Source organism: Roseateles sp. P5_E8, from assembly GCF_054177665.1.
Window position 1 is genome coordinate 35,710 of record NZ_JBGCUM010000010.1, and the last position, 13,475, is coordinate 49,184.

The 13,475-nt window shown below is 69.7% G+C and carries 17 protein-coding genes; 8 read left to right on the forward strand and 9 right to left on the reverse strand.

Annotated elements, in window-relative coordinates; translation table 11 throughout:
* The first annotated feature begins 38 nt into the window (after positions 1–38).
* Genes ACXRVZ_RS08235 through ACXRVZ_RS08255 form a run of 5 tightly spaced genes read left to right on the forward strand, consistent with a single transcriptional unit; the run spans position 39 to position 5,293 of the window.
* The gene (locus ACXRVZ_RS08235; RefSeq protein WP_457423858.1) at positions 39–458 is read left to right on the forward strand and encodes a GntR family transcriptional regulator; all 420 of its coding nucleotides are present in this window, start codon (positions 39–41) and stop codon (positions 456–458) included.
* Positions 455–1,297: an ABC transporter ATP-binding protein gene (locus ACXRVZ_RS08240; RefSeq protein WP_457423856.1), complete on the forward strand. Its 843-nt coding sequence runs from the start codon at positions 455–457 to the stop codon at positions 1,295–1,297. Before ACXRVZ_RS08235 ends, ACXRVZ_RS08240 begins: the two co-directional genes overlap by 4 nt.
* Positions 1,294–2,631 (forward strand): hypothetical protein, encoded by a 1,338-nt coding sequence (locus ACXRVZ_RS08245; RefSeq protein WP_457423854.1) that lies wholly within the window; start codon positions 1,294–1,296, stop codon positions 2,629–2,631. Before ACXRVZ_RS08240 ends, ACXRVZ_RS08245 begins: the two co-directional genes overlap by 4 nt.
* A complete protein-coding gene (locus ACXRVZ_RS08250; RefSeq protein ID WP_457423852.1) occupies positions 2,628–3,989 on the forward strand; it encodes a hypothetical protein in 1,362 nt (453 codons plus the stop codon). Before ACXRVZ_RS08245 ends, ACXRVZ_RS08250 begins: the two co-directional genes overlap by 4 nt.
* 47 nt (positions 3,990–4,036) lie before the next feature.
* Positions 4,037–5,293, forward strand: coding sequence for an amidohydrolase (locus ACXRVZ_RS08255; RefSeq protein ID WP_457423851.1), 1,257 nt, complete (start codon positions 4,037–4,039; stop codon positions 5,291–5,293).
* A 3-nt stretch (positions 5,294–5,296) separates the two neighbouring features.
* On the opposite strand, the gene ACXRVZ_RS08260 is transcribed toward ACXRVZ_RS08255, so the two are convergent.
* From ACXRVZ_RS08260 to flgB, 8 genes are all read right to left on the reverse strand, one after another.
* Entirely contained in the window at positions 5,297–6,022 is a 726-nt protein-coding gene (locus ACXRVZ_RS08260) for a substrate-binding periplasmic protein (RefSeq protein WP_457423849.1), read from the reverse strand.
* Between the two features lie 88 nt (positions 6,023–6,110).
* The gene (locus ACXRVZ_RS08265; RefSeq protein WP_457423847.1) at positions 6,111–6,779 is read right to left on the reverse strand and encodes a flagellar basal body L-ring protein FlgH; all 669 of its coding nucleotides are present in this window, start codon (positions 6,777–6,779) and stop codon (positions 6,111–6,113) included.
* Between the two features lie 11 nt (positions 6,780–6,790).
* Complete coding sequence (gene flgG / locus ACXRVZ_RS08270; protein WP_457423845.1) at positions 6,791–7,573, reverse strand: flagellar basal-body rod protein FlgG; 783 nt, start codon at positions 7,571–7,573, stop codon at positions 6,791–6,793.
* A 2-nt stretch (positions 7,574–7,575) separates the two neighbouring features.
* A complete protein-coding gene (flgF, locus tag ACXRVZ_RS08275) occupies positions 7,576–8,301 on the reverse strand; it encodes a flagellar basal-body rod protein FlgF (protein WP_457423843.1) in 726 nt (241 codons plus the stop codon).
* 25 nt (positions 8,302–8,326) lie between these two features.
* Positions 8,327–9,643, reverse strand: coding sequence for a flagellar hook protein FlgE (flgE, locus tag ACXRVZ_RS08280; RefSeq protein ID WP_457423841.1), 1,317 nt, complete (start codon positions 9,641–9,643; stop codon positions 8,327–8,329).
* 61 nt (positions 9,644–9,704) lie between these two features.
* Positions 9,705–10,346 carry a flagellar hook assembly protein FlgD gene (locus ACXRVZ_RS08285; RefSeq protein ID WP_457423839.1) on the reverse strand — a complete coding sequence of 214 codons (642 nt, stop codon included), beginning with the start codon at positions 10,344–10,346 and terminating at the stop codon, positions 9,705–9,707.
* Entirely contained in the window at positions 10,346–10,762 is a 417-nt protein-coding gene (gene flgC, locus ACXRVZ_RS08290) for a flagellar basal body rod protein FlgC (RefSeq protein WP_457423837.1), read from the reverse strand. The genes ACXRVZ_RS08285 and flgC overlap by 1 nt, the downstream gene beginning before the upstream one ends.
* A gap of 11 nt (positions 10,763–10,773) precedes the next feature.
* On the reverse strand, positions 10,774–11,187 hold the full coding sequence (gene flgB / locus ACXRVZ_RS08295) for a flagellar basal body rod protein FlgB (RefSeq protein WP_457423835.1): 414 nt from the start codon (positions 11,185–11,187) through the stop codon (positions 10,774–10,776).
* Positions 11,188–11,333: 146 nt separating this feature from the next.
* Here flgB and flgA point away from each other — a divergent pair, with 146 nt between their 5' ends.
* From flgA to ACXRVZ_RS08310, 3 genes are all read left to right on the forward strand, one after another.
* A complete protein-coding gene (gene flgA / locus ACXRVZ_RS08300) occupies positions 11,334–12,032 on the forward strand; it encodes a flagellar basal body P-ring formation chaperone FlgA (RefSeq protein WP_457423833.1) in 699 nt (232 codons plus the stop codon).
* Positions 12,033–12,170: 138 nt separating this feature from the next.
* Complete coding sequence (gene flgM, locus ACXRVZ_RS08305) at positions 12,171–12,500, forward strand: flagellar biosynthesis anti-sigma factor FlgM (protein ID WP_457423831.1); 330 nt, start codon at positions 12,171–12,173, stop codon at positions 12,498–12,500.
* 4 nt (positions 12,501–12,504) lie between these two features.
* Positions 12,505–12,897 carry a hypothetical protein gene (locus ACXRVZ_RS08310; protein ID WP_457423829.1) on the forward strand — a complete coding sequence of 131 codons (393 nt, stop codon included), beginning with the start codon at positions 12,505–12,507 and terminating at the stop codon, positions 12,895–12,897.
* 118 nt (positions 12,898–13,015) lie between these two features.
* On the opposite strand, the gene ACXRVZ_RS08315 is transcribed toward ACXRVZ_RS08310, so the two are convergent.
* Complete coding sequence (locus ACXRVZ_RS08315; RefSeq protein WP_457423828.1) at positions 13,016–13,375, reverse strand: hypothetical protein; 360 nt, start codon at positions 13,373–13,375, stop codon at positions 13,016–13,018.
* Positions 13,376–13,475 lie beyond the last annotated feature (100 nt).

A 13,475-nucleotide genomic window follows, 5' to 3' on the forward strand; every position in this document is an offset into this window, starting at 1 on the left:
CTTGTCATGTGTATTGTGTGAGTAATACACTGATACGCATGCCCAGCCCCCAGGCCTTCTTCGACATCCAGCCGCAGCTCGCCACGCCCATCTACCGCCAGGTGGTGGAGCAGGTACAGCGGCTGGTCGCGGGCGGCCAGCTCGGGCCTGGGGACGAACTGCCCAGCGTGCGCGCCGTGGCCGAACGGCATGCGATCAACCCCATGACCGTCAGCAAGGCCTACAGCCTGCTGGAGGCGGAAGGGCTGCTGGAGCGTCGCCGCGGCGTGGGCATGGTGGTGGCCGCGCGAGCCCAGCCTGCGGCGGCCGGCAGCGACTTGCTGGCCTTGCTCGAACCCGCCGTCCAGGCGCTGGCCCGGCAGGCCCGGCAGCTCGGCATTCCGCCCGACCAGGCCGTCGAGGCCCTGGCGCGCGCCCTCCGAACCGACGTTCATTCCGACGAACAGGACAAGTCATGACTCTCGCCATCGAGGCCCGCCAGCTCACCCTCCACATCCCCGACGGCCAGTGGAGCGTCGCCCGTCGCTATGCGCTGGGCCCCATCGACCTGCAAATCCCGGAGGGCGCGGTCGTCGGCCTTGTCGGTCGCAACGGCGCCGGGAAGAGCACGCTGATGCGCTGCCTGCTGGGCCTGGCCACACCGGACGAAGGCGAGGCGCGGCTGCTGGGTGAGCCCAGCCTGGCGTTGACCGACGCGGTGCGGGAGCGCCTGGGCTACGCCGCGCAGACGCCCGACCTCTTCCCACGCCTGAACGGCAGGGAGCATCTGGACGAGATGGCCGCCGTCTATGCCAACGTGGACCTGCCCAGCGCCGTCACGCTGGCGGCGCGGCTGGACTTGCCGCTCGGCAAGCGGGCCGATGCGCTGTCGCTGGGCGACCAGCAGAAGCTGGCCGTCGTGATGGCCCTGGCCCACGACCCCGACCTGCTGCTGCTGGACGAGCCGGTGGCCAGCCTGGACCCCATCTCGCGGCGCGACTTCATGCGCGCGCTGTTCGCGCTGCGCCGCAAGGCCACGCCGCGCACGGTGCTGGTGTCCAGCCACCTGCTCAGTGACCTGGAGCGGGTGGTGAGCCACGTGCTGTTCCTGCGCGACGGCAAGGTGCAGCTCTTCATCGAGTGGGACGAGGCGATGGAATACCTGCGCTGCGTGCCGGCGCGCCTGCCCGACCCGCTCAGCCTGCACTGGAGCGCCGCGCAGGGCGGCCGCGCGCTGGTGGACAGCCGCCGCTGCCCCGAGGCCGCCGGCGAGCCGGGCCTGAGCATGGAAGACCTGCTGGAGGTGCTGAACACATGAATGCGCTTGCCAACCCGGCGCGCCCGGCTCGCGACAAGGCGCCGCCGCCGAACGATCAGCTGGTGGCCACCCGCCTGCTGCCGGCCTGCGTCAGCGCGCTGATGCTGCTGCCGACCGGCCTGGCGCTGGACTCTTCCGATGTCATGGGCCTGGCCGTGGCGCTGCTGTGGGCACAGGCGTTGCTGCTGGCGTTCGGCGCTGCCCTTCTGGCGGCGGCAGCGCATGAGCGTCTTGGCCCCTGGGAAAGCCGCGCCGCGCCTGCCGCCGGGCGCGAGCGGGTCCGCGCACGGCTGACGCGTGAGCTGGCGCGCCTCGGAGCCATCGGACTCTCTGGGCCGCTGGTTTTTGCCGCCGTGCTGGACTGGCAACTCGGTGAACTGCGGATGCTGCCCGGCGTGGTCGCCCTGCTGTGCGCCAGCCTGTGCGGCGGCCTAGTGCTGAGCCTGAGCTGGCGCGGCCGCGCGCCGCGGCTGCTGGCGTTGCCGGCACTGCTGCTGCTGGCCTCGCTGGCCCGGCCCACGGTCATCGAGGCCGTCGGCCGCGGCGACCCGTGGCTGTCGTTGCCGATCCTCGGCTGCACCGCGTTGCTGTGGCGTGCGCTGCTGTCGCCCCGCGCGTTGGCCGTCTGCGCGCCGCCCTGGCCGCAGCTGCAACCGCTGGCCTGGGGGCGGCGGGCTTGGTCGCGCCGCTGGCGCACCGCGCCCTATCGCAGCGGCACGGGCAAGTTCCTGGGGTCCGACTCCGCGCCGCACTGGCAGATGGCTTTGGTGCCGCTGTGGTTCCAGAGCGCCTCCCGCAGCGAGTGGCTGCATTGGGGGCAGGCCTACGACCACGTCTATGCGATCGCGGGCTATGGCCTGTGGCTGATGTTGATGGGCATCTTCGCCGGTGCATCCCTGATCGCGCCGGCGCTGCACTGGCGTCATCGGCTCGCCCCCGGCAGCCCGACAGCGGCGCGCTGGGCCCGCCGCCTGGTGTTCGGGTCGATGCTGATGTATGGCGGCATCTTCGGGCTGTCGCTGGCGTTGACGGTCGCGGGTGAGGCGGGCAGCGCCCGCATCGTCGCATCGGGCCTGGGCGACGTGCTGCTGGCGAGCAGCTTCGCCGCCTGGCAGCGTGGCCGCCGCGGCGCGGTGAAGGAAGGCCTGTGGATCCTGGCCGGCTTGAGCCTGGGCGGCGCGGGCGTGCTCGCGCTACTGGACGGGCTCGGCGTGACGCCGCAGCGCGGCCCTGTCTGGCTGGCCGTGCAGCTGACGCTGATCGTGCCTTTCACGTGGGCGGCCGTGCGCGCCTGGTCGCGGCAGGACCTCAACGCCGTGGCGGGCAAGCCATGAAAGCCTCACTGGTGACACCGCTGGACGAGGCCGCGCCGGGCGTCGACCTGCCGCTCGCGGCGCGGCTGCTGTCCGGCATGACAAGCGCCATCGCAGCCCTGCTGGCCGTCGTGCATCTGGAGCATTTCCTGCACGGGACTGGCGCCCTGGTCGGGCTGCTGTACGGGCAGGCCACGCTGCTGGTGCTGGTGGCCAGCGGCCTGGCCGCGACGACGCACGAGTGGCTCAGCCACTGGGAGGCCCGCGTGGCACCCGAGCGCTCCCGCGCCCGGGTCCGGTCCGAGCTGCTGCGGACGCTGGCACTCACGGCCGCCGTCGGTCTCGCCGGCCCCTTGCTGCTGGCGGCCGTGGTGGGCTGGCAGGGTGGCGACGCGCGCCCGCTGGCTGGCACGCTGGCGGTGCTGGCCGCGGCGTTCTGCGCCGGGTTCTGCGTGGTGAGCGCCTGGCAGGGGCGGGCGGCGCGCTGGCTGCTGTTGCCCGGGTTCGCGGCGCTGACGCTGCTGGTGCTGCCCGGGACCATCGCTTCGCTCTGCGAGGACGGCGGGCTGGCCCTGCTGACCATCGCGCTCGCCGCCTCGGCCGCGTGGCACTGCATGCTGGCCGGCGGGGCGCTGGTCGTGAAGGCGCGGCCCCTGCCACGCCCGAGCCTGCGGCCGTGGTGGCGCCGCGCCGGTGCACAGCGTGGCTGGGTCTCGGTCAGCTACCAGCAGCCGTGGAAGACGATGAGCGGCGAGACGCGCAAGGGCAATGCCTGGATCGTGCTGGTCTGGCTGCCGCAGTTCCTTGCGCAGGCGTCGGCGCTGCGTTTCCTGGCCTGGGGCGAGGCCTATACCCACGCCTACGCCGCGCCGGTCTACGGCCTCTGGCTGATGTTCGTGGCCGCTTCCGCCTTCGGCTCGCTCATCGCGCCCCGGCTGCACTGGCGCCGCCGGCTTGCACCGCACGGCCAGCAGCCGCAGCGCTGGGCGCGCCGTCTCGTGCTGGGCTCCATGCTGGCCGGCACCGTGGTGTTCAGCCTGGGCATCGCGCTGGCCATGCTGGTGAACGGGCTGACATCGCGCCCGCTCTACCTGAGCGCCTGGCCGTCGGGCATGGGCGACGTGCTGCTGGCGACGGCTTTCGGCGCCTGGCTGCGCGGCCGCTACGAGAGGCAGGCCGCCACCTGGATGCTGATGGTCGGCCTGGGCCTGGCCGCTGCGGTCGTCGTGGCGGCGCTGCCGCTGCTGACTCTGCCTCTGTTCGGCGTGCTGCCGCAGCGCGGCGCCGTGTGGCTGCTGCTGCAGCTGGCGCTTGTCCTACCGCTCACCCGCGCGGCCATCCGGGCTTGGGCGCAGCGCGATCTGAACCTGATGGGCTGAGGTCGGCGTCATACTGGCGCCATCTCGCACCCGAGGTTTGATCGCCCATGCCGTTGCAGCAGGACATCGACGCGGCCAGCGCCGCGCTGGAGGCCCAGGTCATCGCCTGGCGGCGTGACCTGCATGCCCACCCCGAGCTCGGCAACCGCGAGTTCCGCACCGCCGGCATCGTCGCCGAGCACCTGCGCTCGCTGGGCTTCGACGACGTCAAGACCGGCGTGGCCCACACCGGCGTCGTCGGCCTGCTGAAGGGCGGCAAGCCCGGCGGCGTGGTCGCATTGCGGGCCGACATGGACGGCCTGCCGGTCACCGAGGAAGTCGAGCTGCCCTTCGCCTCCAAGGCCCGCGCGGTCTGGAACGGCGAGGAGGTGGGCGTCATGCATGCCTGCGGGCATGACTGTCACGTCGCCATCCTGATGGGCGTGGCGACCATCCTGGCCGGCCTGCGCGCCGACATTCCAGGCAGCGTGAAGTTCATCTTCCAGCCCGCCGAGGAGATGCCGCCCGTGGGTGAGGAGGGCGGCGCGGCGCTGATGATCAAGGAGGGCGCGCTGGAGAACCCGACGCCGGGTGCCATCTTCGGCCTGCACGTCACGTCGCGTCAGCATGCCGGCGTCATCGGCTATCGGCCGGGGCCGACCATGGCCAGCAGCGACTACTTCAAGATCACCGTTCAGGGCAAGCAGACGCACGGCGCCGCGCCCTGGCTGGGTGTGGACCCCATCGTCACCTCGGCGCAGATCGTGCTGGGCCTGCAGACCATCGTCAGCCGCACGCTGGACCTGAACCGCGAGCCGGCGGTCGTCACCATCGGCGCCATCAAGGGCGGCGTGCGCGAGAACATCATCCCGGACTCGGTGGAGATGCGCGGCACCATCCGCAGCTTCGACGAGGGCATGCGCGACGCCATCCACGAGCGCATCACGACACTGGCCGAAGGCATCTCCGCCGCGTCGCGGGCGACCTGCAAGGTCTGCATCACGAAGAACTACCCAGTCACGCGCAACGACCCCGTGCTGACCGAGCAGATGGTGCCGACGCTGACGCGCGTGGCCAGCACAGGCCCGCGCCCGGTGGGCATCGAGGTGGTGCCCAAGGCGACCGGTGCGGAAGACTTCTCGTTCTTCCAGCGCATCATCCCGGGCCTGTTCTTCTTCGTCGGCGTGACGCCGCCGGAGATTGAACCAAGCAAGGCCTACTCCAACCATTCGCCGCGCTTCATCGTCGATGAGCGCGGGCTGGAGGTGGGCGTGCGGGCGCTGGCGCACCTGGCGGTGGACTATCTTGCCGCCATCAAGGCCTGACGATCAAGGCATGAGCAGCGAGCCCCAGGCCGCGTTGCGCAGCCGGGCGGATTCGCCGCTGTCTTCCATCTCGCGCAGCACCGCCGTCAGGCGCGGCAGCAGCTCGCCGTGCCGCTGGTGCAGCATTGCGAACAGCGGCGTGACGTGGAAGGGCTGGGGCAGACGCACCAGGCCGGCCGAGGGCTCGGGCCCCAGTTCGGGCAGGCCGGCGGCAGAGGTCAGCACGGCGACGTCGATGACCTCGGCGCGCAACAGTTTCAGCAGATCGTCGCGCGTGCTGGCCTCGACCTTGCGCGGCGCGTCGGCCAGCCAGTTCTCCAGCAGCACGATGCCACGCGGGTAGCCCACGCGCAGAGCCATCAGCGCCGCCTCGTCGCGCGGGCGCGTGCCGCCCTGGCGCACGTAGCCCAGCACCTGCACGGTGGCGATGGGCACGGGCACCAGCAGCAGCTCGGGGTGCTTCAGCGCCAACTGGCGGATGCGCAGCGCCTCGCCGTCCAGCTGGCCCTGCAGGGTCATGGGCAGCGAGCGGCGCAGCGGCAGGGCGTCGAACTGCAGTTCCAGCCCCAGGCGCTCGAAGGCGCGGCGCAGGATGGCGCGGCCCATGGGCGCGAGGCCGGTCTGATCGTTGCTGTCGGTGGCAAAGCGCAGCGGCGCGGCCTGGGCCAGCCCCGGCGCGAGTAGCCCCAACAACGTCGCAGCGACTCTCCTGCGTTGCCATCCCCTCATGGCTGCCAACCTTCTGCTTTGCTCTGACGGCTCCCTTCGGCCGATATTAGCCAGCATGGCGGCGGGACAACCCGCCGCAGGCCGCGGATCAGCTCGGCGCGATGTTCAGGAAGAAGCGCGACAGCCAGCCCACCGAATGCGCATCGGCTGTGGCACCGCGGCCGCGCTGCTCGATGCGCACATTGGCCACCGACGTGGACGGCACCGCATTGCCCTGGGCAATCATGCGCGGGTCGACCTGGCCGGAAAAGCGCAGTACGTCGACGTTTCGGTTCACGCCGATCTGCTTCTCGCCGCTGATCATCAGGTGGCCGTTGGGCAGCACGCCGGTGACGACGGCCGTGATGGCGCCGGTGAACTCATTGGTGTTCTGGTTGCTGCCCTTGCCCTTGTTGTCGTTGGCCGAGCCGGCTGTGGCCGTGGCGCGGCTGAAGGCCTTGGGCGAGATGCCGGGCACGGCGCTGATCTCGGCCGACAGGCTGCCGGTCTTGCTCAGCTCGCTGGTGCTGGTCTGCGAGGCCGACACGCGCTCGGTGATGTTGACGATCAGCGTGTCGCCGACGAGGCGGGCGCGGTGGTCCTCGAACAGCGGGCGGTAGCTGGCGGCCTGGTAGATGGAGCCGTTGGTGGCGGCATAAGGCTGCACCGGCGGCAGGTTGACGACCGGCGTGTGCGCCAGCTCCACCTGGGGCTGCGGGTAGGGCGCGGCGCAGCCGGCGAGCAGAGCAGCGGTGGCGATGAGGGCGAGGGTCTTCATGGCGGACTGCCTTAGATCTGGGCGAGCTTCTGCAGCATCTGGTCGGACGTCTGCACGGCCTTGGAGTTCAGCTCGTAGGCGCGCTGGGTCTGGATCATCTGCACCAGCTCCTCGACGACGTTGACGTTGGACGTTTCCACGAAGCCCTGTTGCAGTGCGCCTATGCCGTTGTTGTTGGGCGCGCCGGTGTTGGGCGTGCCGCTGGCGGCGGTTTCGGCGAAGAGGTTCTGGCCCTTGGGGTCCAGGCCGGCCGGGTTCACGAAGGTGGCGAGCTGCAGCTGGCCAACGGTCTGCGCCGTGGCCTGGCCCGGCAGCGTGACGCTGACGGTGCCGTCGTTGCCGATGGTCAGGCTCTGCGCGTTGGCGGGAATGGTGACGCCGGGCAGCAGCGTGTAGCCGTTGTTGGTGACCATCTGGCCGTTGGCGTTGAGCTGGAACGAACCGTCCCGGGTGTATGCCGTCGTGCCGTCGGGCTGCTGGATCTGGAAGAAGCCGTCGCCCTTGATGGCCAGGTCCAGGTTGTTGCTGGTCTGCTGCAGATTGCCCTGCGTGTAGATGCGCGCCGTGGCCACCGGGCGCACGCCCAGACCCACCTGCAGGCCGGTGGGCAGCGTGGTCTGCTCGGTGCTGTTGGCGCCGGCCTGGCGCATGTTCTGGTAGATCAGGTCCTCGAACACCGCGTGCGAACGCTTGTAGCCATTGGTGGCCACGTTGGCGAGGTTGTTGGAGATGTTGTCCAGCTGGGTCTGCTGGGCTTCCATGCCGGTCTTGGCAATCCAGAGCGAGCGCATCATGGTCAGGTACTCCCTAAAAGTTTGGCGGACTGCTGACCTTGGGTCTGGGCGATCTGCATGAGCTTCATCTGCTGCTCGAATTGGCGGCCGGCGGCAATCATGGCGACCATGGTCTCGACGGCGCTGACGTTGGAGCCTTCCAGCGCGCCGTCCTGCAAGCGGGCGGCGGGGTCGGCAGGCAGGTCACCGTCGGCGGCGCGGAACAGGCCGTCGTCACCGCGTGTCAGCGGCGTCTCGGACGTGACCAGCTTGAGCCTTCCCACCGTCGTCGGCTTCTGGTTGGGCGACTTGGCACTGACGGTGCCGTCGCTGCCGATGGCGACTTCGCTGTTCTGCGGGATGTTGATCGGCCCGCCGTCGCCGAGCGCCGGCATGCCGTTGCGCATGACGAGGATGCCTTCGGCGTTCACGTCCAGCGAGCCGGCGCGCGTGTAGGCCTCGGTGCCGTCGTTGCTCTGCACGGCCAGCCAGGCCTTGCCCTGCATGGCGACGTCGAGGTTGCGGCCGGTCGGTGTGAGCGGCCCCTGCGCGTCGTTGTAGCCAATGGTGGTTTCCAGCGCGAAGGCGCGCGTGGAGGCGCCATCGCCACGCACCGGCACGGCGCGAAAGGCCTGCAGCTCGGCGCGAAAGCCGTTGGTCGTGACGTTGGCGAGGTTGTGCGAGAGCACGTCCTGCCGCTGCATGGCCGCCTTGGCGCCGGCCATCGAGAGGTAGATCATGCGGTCCATCGCGCGTCCTCAGCCGTGGTCGTGATCAGCGCAGGTTGACGATGGTCTGCAGGACCTGATCCTGCGTCTTGATCGTCTGCGCATTGGCCTGGTAGGCACGCTGGGCCGTCACCATGTTGACGAGCTCGGCGGTCAGGTCGACGTTGCTTTCCTCCAGCGCGCCGGACTGCAATGCGCCCATGTTGCCGTCGCCCGGCACGCCGACGACCGCGTCGCCCGAAGCGACGGTGCGGATCCAGACGTTGCCGCCCATGGTCTGCAGGCCTTGCGGGTTGCGGAAGTTGGCCAGCTCGACCTGGCCGGCCGGCTTGCTCTGGCCGTTGGAGTAGCGCGCCTGGATGATGCCGTTGTTGGCCACCGTGATGCCGGTCAGCTGGCCCGGGGCGTAGCCGTCCTGGGACAGGTTGGTCACGGCGAAGCTGCTGCCGTTCTCGGTGGCACCGGTCATGTCCAGCTGGATGTTGGGAATGGCCAGCGTTGTGTAGCCACGCGCGCTGGTGCCGGCCGGCACGCTCATGCTGATTGGCGCGGTCGGGATGGTCGGCGAGCCGCCGGTGGACGGGAAGGTGAGGGTGGTGAAGGGCGTCGTCGGGTTGCCGAAGGCGTCCAGCGCGATTGCCGCACCGGCGGAATCGGTGTCGAAGGGCGTGCCGTTGGCGGTGGCGTAGACGTTCCAGGTGTCGCTGCCGTCGGCGGCGGGCGCGGCCTTCTGGAAGTAGAAGGTCACGGCCACGTCCTGGCCCTTGGCGTCGTAGACGGTCATGGACGTGGCGTTGTTGTAGGTCGTGCTGTCCGACAGGTCCATGCCCGTGCCCGTGCCGCCGCCCGGCGCGGTGGCGACCAGGCGCGAATCGAGGTTGAACTCCATCTTCACTTCGGACGAGACCGCCGGCGGGATGCCGCCCGTGGGCAGCTGCAGCGGCTGGGCCGTGCCCGGCTGGATGACGCCGGCGCCGTTGGCCGGGTAGCCCATCAGCTTGAGCTGGTCGTTGTTGACGATGAAGCCGTCCTTGCTGATCTTGAACTGGCCGTTGCGGGTGTAGCGCGTCGGGTTGGCGCCGTCGCTGACCTGGAAGAAGCCGCCGCCGTTGATGGCGAGGTCCATCGGGTTCTCGGTCGTCGAGATGTTGCCCTGCGTGAACTGCTGGGCGACGGACTGCAGGCTGGTGCCGATGCCGACCTGGTTGGAGCCGGCGCCGTTCAGCGCGGCGGCATAGACGTCGGAGAACTCGGCCCGCGAGCCCTTGGAGCCGAACGTGCCCGAGTTGGCGATGTTGTTGCCGATGACGTCCAGGTTCTTGGAGGCGGCGTTGAGCCCGGAAAGGCCTTGCTGGAAGCTCATGAGGGAGTCCTTGCTGTCGTGCGGGTAAAAATTCGATTGACGGCCGAGAGGGCCATCAAGGTCAGTTGACGGCCGAGACGGACGTGTAGTCCACGGGGCCGAGGCGTTCGAGATTGAGCTTGAGGCTGCCGCCCTCGCTGTAGACGGCGTTGACCTTGTCGTAGGCGTAGGTCGTCGACGCCACGGGGGCGGTGCCATTGGTGGCGGTGATGCGGTACTTGACCTCGCTGCCCTCGGCCACCAGCGTGCCGGCGTTCCAGCTGAAGGTCTGGCGGCCCGAGCCCTGGGCGCCAAGCTGCTGGGTGTCGATGACGTTGCCGGCGGGGCCGAGGATCTCGAGCTTCACGTTCTTGGCCGCGCCGTCCAGCTCGTAGCTGCCCTCGGCCACGCCGGAGTTGACCTCGATCTTGTCGCTCGGCACGCTGACCTCGCGGCCCACCAGCGAGATCGACTGCAGCGCCTGCATCTGCCCGAGCTGGCCGCCCAGGCTCTTGATGCTGGTGTCCAGCGTGGACAGGCTCGTCACCTGCTGGATCTGCGCCATCTGGCTGGTCACCTGGGCGTTGTCCATCGGGTTGAGCGGGTCCTGGTTGTTCATCTGTGCGACGAGCAGCTTCAGGAAACGGTCCTGGGTCTCGGCGGCGTTCTTGGCCGAGACGGTCGGCGTGCCCGTCGAGCTGCCGTTGAGTGCGGTGATGTCCATCAGCTTTGGCCCAGTTGCAGCGTCTTGAGCAGCAGGTTCTTGGCCGTGCCCATGACTTCGATGTTGTTCTGATAGGAGCGCGAGGCCGAGATCATGTTGACCATCTCTTCCACCGGGTTCACGTTGGAATAGGTCACATAGCCCTCGGCGTCGGCCTGCGGATGCTTGGGGTCGTGCACGCGCCGGCCGGGCGTCTGGTCTTCGCTGATGTTGCTCACGCGCACGCCGGCGTTGCCGCCATCGTTGCCCGCGCCCAGCAGTTGGGTCTGGAAGACGACCTGGCGCGCCTTGTAGGCCTGGCCGTCGGGGCCGGCCACCGTGTCGGCGTTGGCCAGGTTGCTGGCCACCACGTTGAGGCGCTGGCTCTGCGCGCTGACCGCGCTGCCCGACACATGAAAGATCTGGAACATCGACATGGCTTACCCCTTCAACCCTGGTTGTGCGACTTCATCGCATCCAGCGTCGTGCGCACGGACCCGCTGATGAAGCGCAGCGTCGCCTCGTACTTCACCGCGTTGTCGGCAAAGCTCGCGCGTTCGCGGTCCATGTCGACGCCGTTGCCGTCCAGGCTGGTCTGGGACTGCAGCGCGTACTGCTTGCCGCTCTCGCCGCGCGCGCCGGCCAGCGGGGCCAGGTGGGCGCGCTGTGTGGTGGTCATGGCGCCGGCCGTGCCGACTTCGCCGGTGGCCTCCCTCAGCGCCTGGGCGAAATTGATGTCGCGGGCCTGGTAGCCCGGCGTGTCGGCGTTGGCGATGTTGCTGGCGAGCAGGCGCTGGCGCTCCGACCGCAGCGTCAGGGCCTGGGTCTGGAAGTTCAGCGTGTCGGTGAGTCGGTTCAACATCTGGGGCCTCTTTCGAGGAGCGAAGCGGGAATGGCTCCTTGCACAAATTGTCTGGAGCAGCGCCGAAAACATGAGCGGGATTAGCGGCAGCAAAGCAGCTCATTTCCGACCTAGAGAGCGCCACCCCCATCTCTAGAGTTGCGGCCATGCTGCGTCGAATTGCGTTCCTGTTGTGCTGGGCCCTGGCCGGGCTGCCCGCCCACGCTCAGACCGTCCTGGACCCCGCACTCATCGAGCGCGTGCGCCAGCTCGCCGAGGCCGCCGCCCGCGCCACCGCGCCGCCCGGCACCCGCGTCGCCGTCGAGATCGGCGCGCTGGACGCCCGCCTGCGCCTGGCGCCCTGCCAGCAGGTCCAGCCCTATCTGCCGCCCGGCGTGTCCGCCTGGGGCCGCAGCCGCATCGGCCTGCGCTGCACCGACGGCATCGCCCGCTGGAATGTCACGCTGCCCGTTCGCGTGGCGGTCTTCGGCCGCGTCGTCGTCGTGAACGCGCCGCTGCCGGCCGGCGTGAATCTGTCTCAAGAACAGCTGGCGATGGCCGATATCGACATCGCAGCCGAACCCGGCGCCGTCTTCACCGACCCGGTCTTGCTGATCGGGCGCACCCTCGCCCGGCCGCTTGCCGCAGCCGACGCGGTGCGCGCGCCGGCGCTGAAGTCCCGCCAGTGGTTTGCGGCTGGCGAGACGGTGCAGGTGCTTGCCGTCGGCCCCGGCTTTTCCGTCGCGTCGGAAGCCCAGGCCATGAGCGCCGGCATCGAGGGCCAGGAGGTCAGGGTGCGTTTCGAGAGTGGCCGCGTCGCCAGCGGCCGAGCCGTTGGCGAGCGAAAAGTGGAGCTGCTGCTGTGAGCAAACCACCACGAATCGGGGGAACTGCCGGGAAAAACCCGCCAATTCCCGCTCAAGTTCCTAGGCCAGGGACCGATACAAGAGGAAACTCCCCCTGCAATGCCCCAGCGGGGTTCGCCCCGCACCCTGGAGAAGCTCATGAAGATCGGTAACAGCCCCAGCCCTGAAGGCACAGCCAGCCCGCCCAAGGCCGAGCAGCGCTCCGCCGCGCGCAAGCCTGAGGTCACGACCGAAACCGCCCGCACCGCCGCCCCCGCCCCGGCGCCGAGTGCCCAGGTCGCCATTTCCAATGCCGCCAAGCTGGCCGCCAGCGGCGGTTCGGACGACGGCAGCTTCGACACCGCCAAGGTCCAGCGCATCTCCCAGGCCATCTCCGAGGGCAAGTTCACGATCAATGCCAACGCAATTGCGGACAAGCTGGTCGCGAATGCGCAAGAATTGCTGAGCGCACGCGCCAACAAACACTGATCCCATGACCGCCACGCCCACGTCCACTCCGCTGAGCCCCGAACTCGAACAGCCCCTGCTGGCCGTCGAGGCGGCGCTGAACCAGCTCGGTGACGCGCTGGCCCGCCGCGATGCGGCCGCCATCGAGCTGCACTCGGCCGAGTTGCACCAACACCTCGCCCGCGCCGTGCAGAGCTTCACCGAAGCCGCCCGCACCGGCAGCGTGCCCGCCGCGCTGCGCAACCGCCTCGTGCGTGCCGGCGGCCTGCTGGCCGCGCAGCGCGAGACGCTGGCCCGCGGCAACGCCTCGCTGGACCGCGCGCTGGACGTGCTCATCCCCAGCGAACCCACCGGCCTCTACGGCGCCGGCGGCAAGGCCGAACGCCGCAGCGTCGGCGGCGGCAGCTACACGGCCTGAACACCCCCGCTTACTGAAAAGCCACCTCGCGAGGTGGCTTTTTTGCGTCCGCTCGACTGACGAGCGGGCAAAAGAAAAGCGGCCCCTGAGGGCCGCCTGTCGTTGCGCGGAACGCGGCTTACCTGGCGGCCAGGGCGGTGGCGCGGCGTGCGACCGTAGCCGGGAAATCGCCCAGCTCGCGCGCAGCGTTCTCGCCATGGTCGGCGGCCAGCGCTGCAGTCTGCTCGACTTGCAGCTCGGTCGCCTTGACCGTCAGGATGGCCTGGCGGGGCAGCTTGGCGGTCACGGTGGCGGAGGAGGCCTTGGCGGCGGCCGGCGTCGTCACTTCGACACCCTTCTCGCCCTGGATGGCAGCCAGTTCGCCGCTGTTGCGGGCGGCCACGAGGTCGGCGATGACGGCTTCACGGCTGGTCTGGGCGGAGGCGGCACCGGCAGCGATCAGCAGGGCGGTGGCGAAGACGGTAGACAGCTTGCTCATGATGATTTCCTTCAAGTTCCTTGGGCGGAGCGTTCCGCCCGGTTTGCTTGGGCATCGCGACCGCGGTGTCCATGGGCTGAACTCTAGGCAGGACGTCTCG

What these genes read in the sequence shown, in the direction of transcription:
- ACXRVZ_RS08250 (WP_457423852.1), top strand. Translation starts at nt 2,628, where the DNA reads ATGAAAGCCTCACTGGTGACACCGCTGGACGAGGCCGCGCCGGGCGTC.
- ACXRVZ_RS08255 (WP_457423851.1), top strand. Translation starts at nt 4,037, where the DNA reads ATGCCGTTGCAGCAGGACATCGACGCGGCCAGCGCCGCGCTGGAGGCC.
- flgG (WP_457423845.1), bottom strand. Translation starts at nt 7,573, where the DNA reads ATGATGCGCTCGCTCTGGATTGCCAAGACCGGCATGGAAGCCCAGCAG.
- flgM (WP_457423831.1), top strand. Translation starts at nt 12,171, where the DNA reads ATGAAGATCGGTAACAGCCCCAGCCCTGAAGGCACAGCCAGCCCGCCC.
- ACXRVZ_RS08310 (WP_457423829.1), top strand. Translation starts at nt 12,505, where the DNA reads ATGACCGCCACGCCCACGTCCACTCCGCTGAGCCCCGAACTCGAACAG.
- flgB (WP_457423835.1), bottom strand. Translation starts at nt 11,187, where the DNA reads ATGTTGAACCGACTCACCGACACGCTGAACTTCCAGACCCAGGCCCTG.
- flgC (WP_457423837.1), bottom strand. Translation starts at nt 10,762, where the DNA reads ATGTCGATGTTCCAGATCTTTCATGTGTCGGGCAGCGCGGTCAGCGCG.
- flgE (WP_457423841.1), bottom strand. Translation starts at nt 9,643, where the DNA reads ATGAGCTTCCAGCAAGGCCTTTCCGGGCTCAACGCCGCCTCCAAGAAC.
- ACXRVZ_RS08285 (WP_457423839.1), bottom strand. Translation starts at nt 10,346, where the DNA reads ATGGACATCACCGCACTCAACGGCAGCTCGACGGGCACGCCGACCGTC.
- ACXRVZ_RS08235 (WP_457423858.1), top strand. Translation starts at nt 39, where the DNA reads ATGCCCAGCCCCCAGGCCTTCTTCGACATCCAGCCGCAGCTCGCCACG.
- flgF (WP_457423843.1), bottom strand. Translation starts at nt 8,301, where the DNA reads ATGGACCGCATGATCTACCTCTCGATGGCCGGCGCCAAGGCGGCCATG.
- flgA (WP_457423833.1), top strand. Translation starts at nt 11,334, where the DNA reads ATGCTGCGTCGAATTGCGTTCCTGTTGTGCTGGGCCCTGGCCGGGCTG.
- ACXRVZ_RS08315 (WP_457423828.1), bottom strand. Translation starts at nt 13,375, where the DNA reads ATGAGCAAGCTGTCTACCGTCTTCGCCACCGCCCTGCTGATCGCTGCC.
- ACXRVZ_RS08245 (WP_457423854.1), top strand. Translation starts at nt 1,294, where the DNA reads ATGAATGCGCTTGCCAACCCGGCGCGCCCGGCTCGCGACAAGGCGCCG.
- ACXRVZ_RS08265 (WP_457423847.1), bottom strand. Translation starts at nt 6,779, where the DNA reads ATGAAGACCCTCGCCCTCATCGCCACCGCTGCTCTGCTCGCCGGCTGC.
- ACXRVZ_RS08240 (WP_457423856.1), top strand. Translation starts at nt 455, where the DNA reads ATGACTCTCGCCATCGAGGCCCGCCAGCTCACCCTCCACATCCCCGAC.
- ACXRVZ_RS08260 (WP_457423849.1), bottom strand. Translation starts at nt 6,022, where the DNA reads ATGAGGGGATGGCAACGCAGGAGAGTCGCTGCGACGTTGTTGGGGCTA.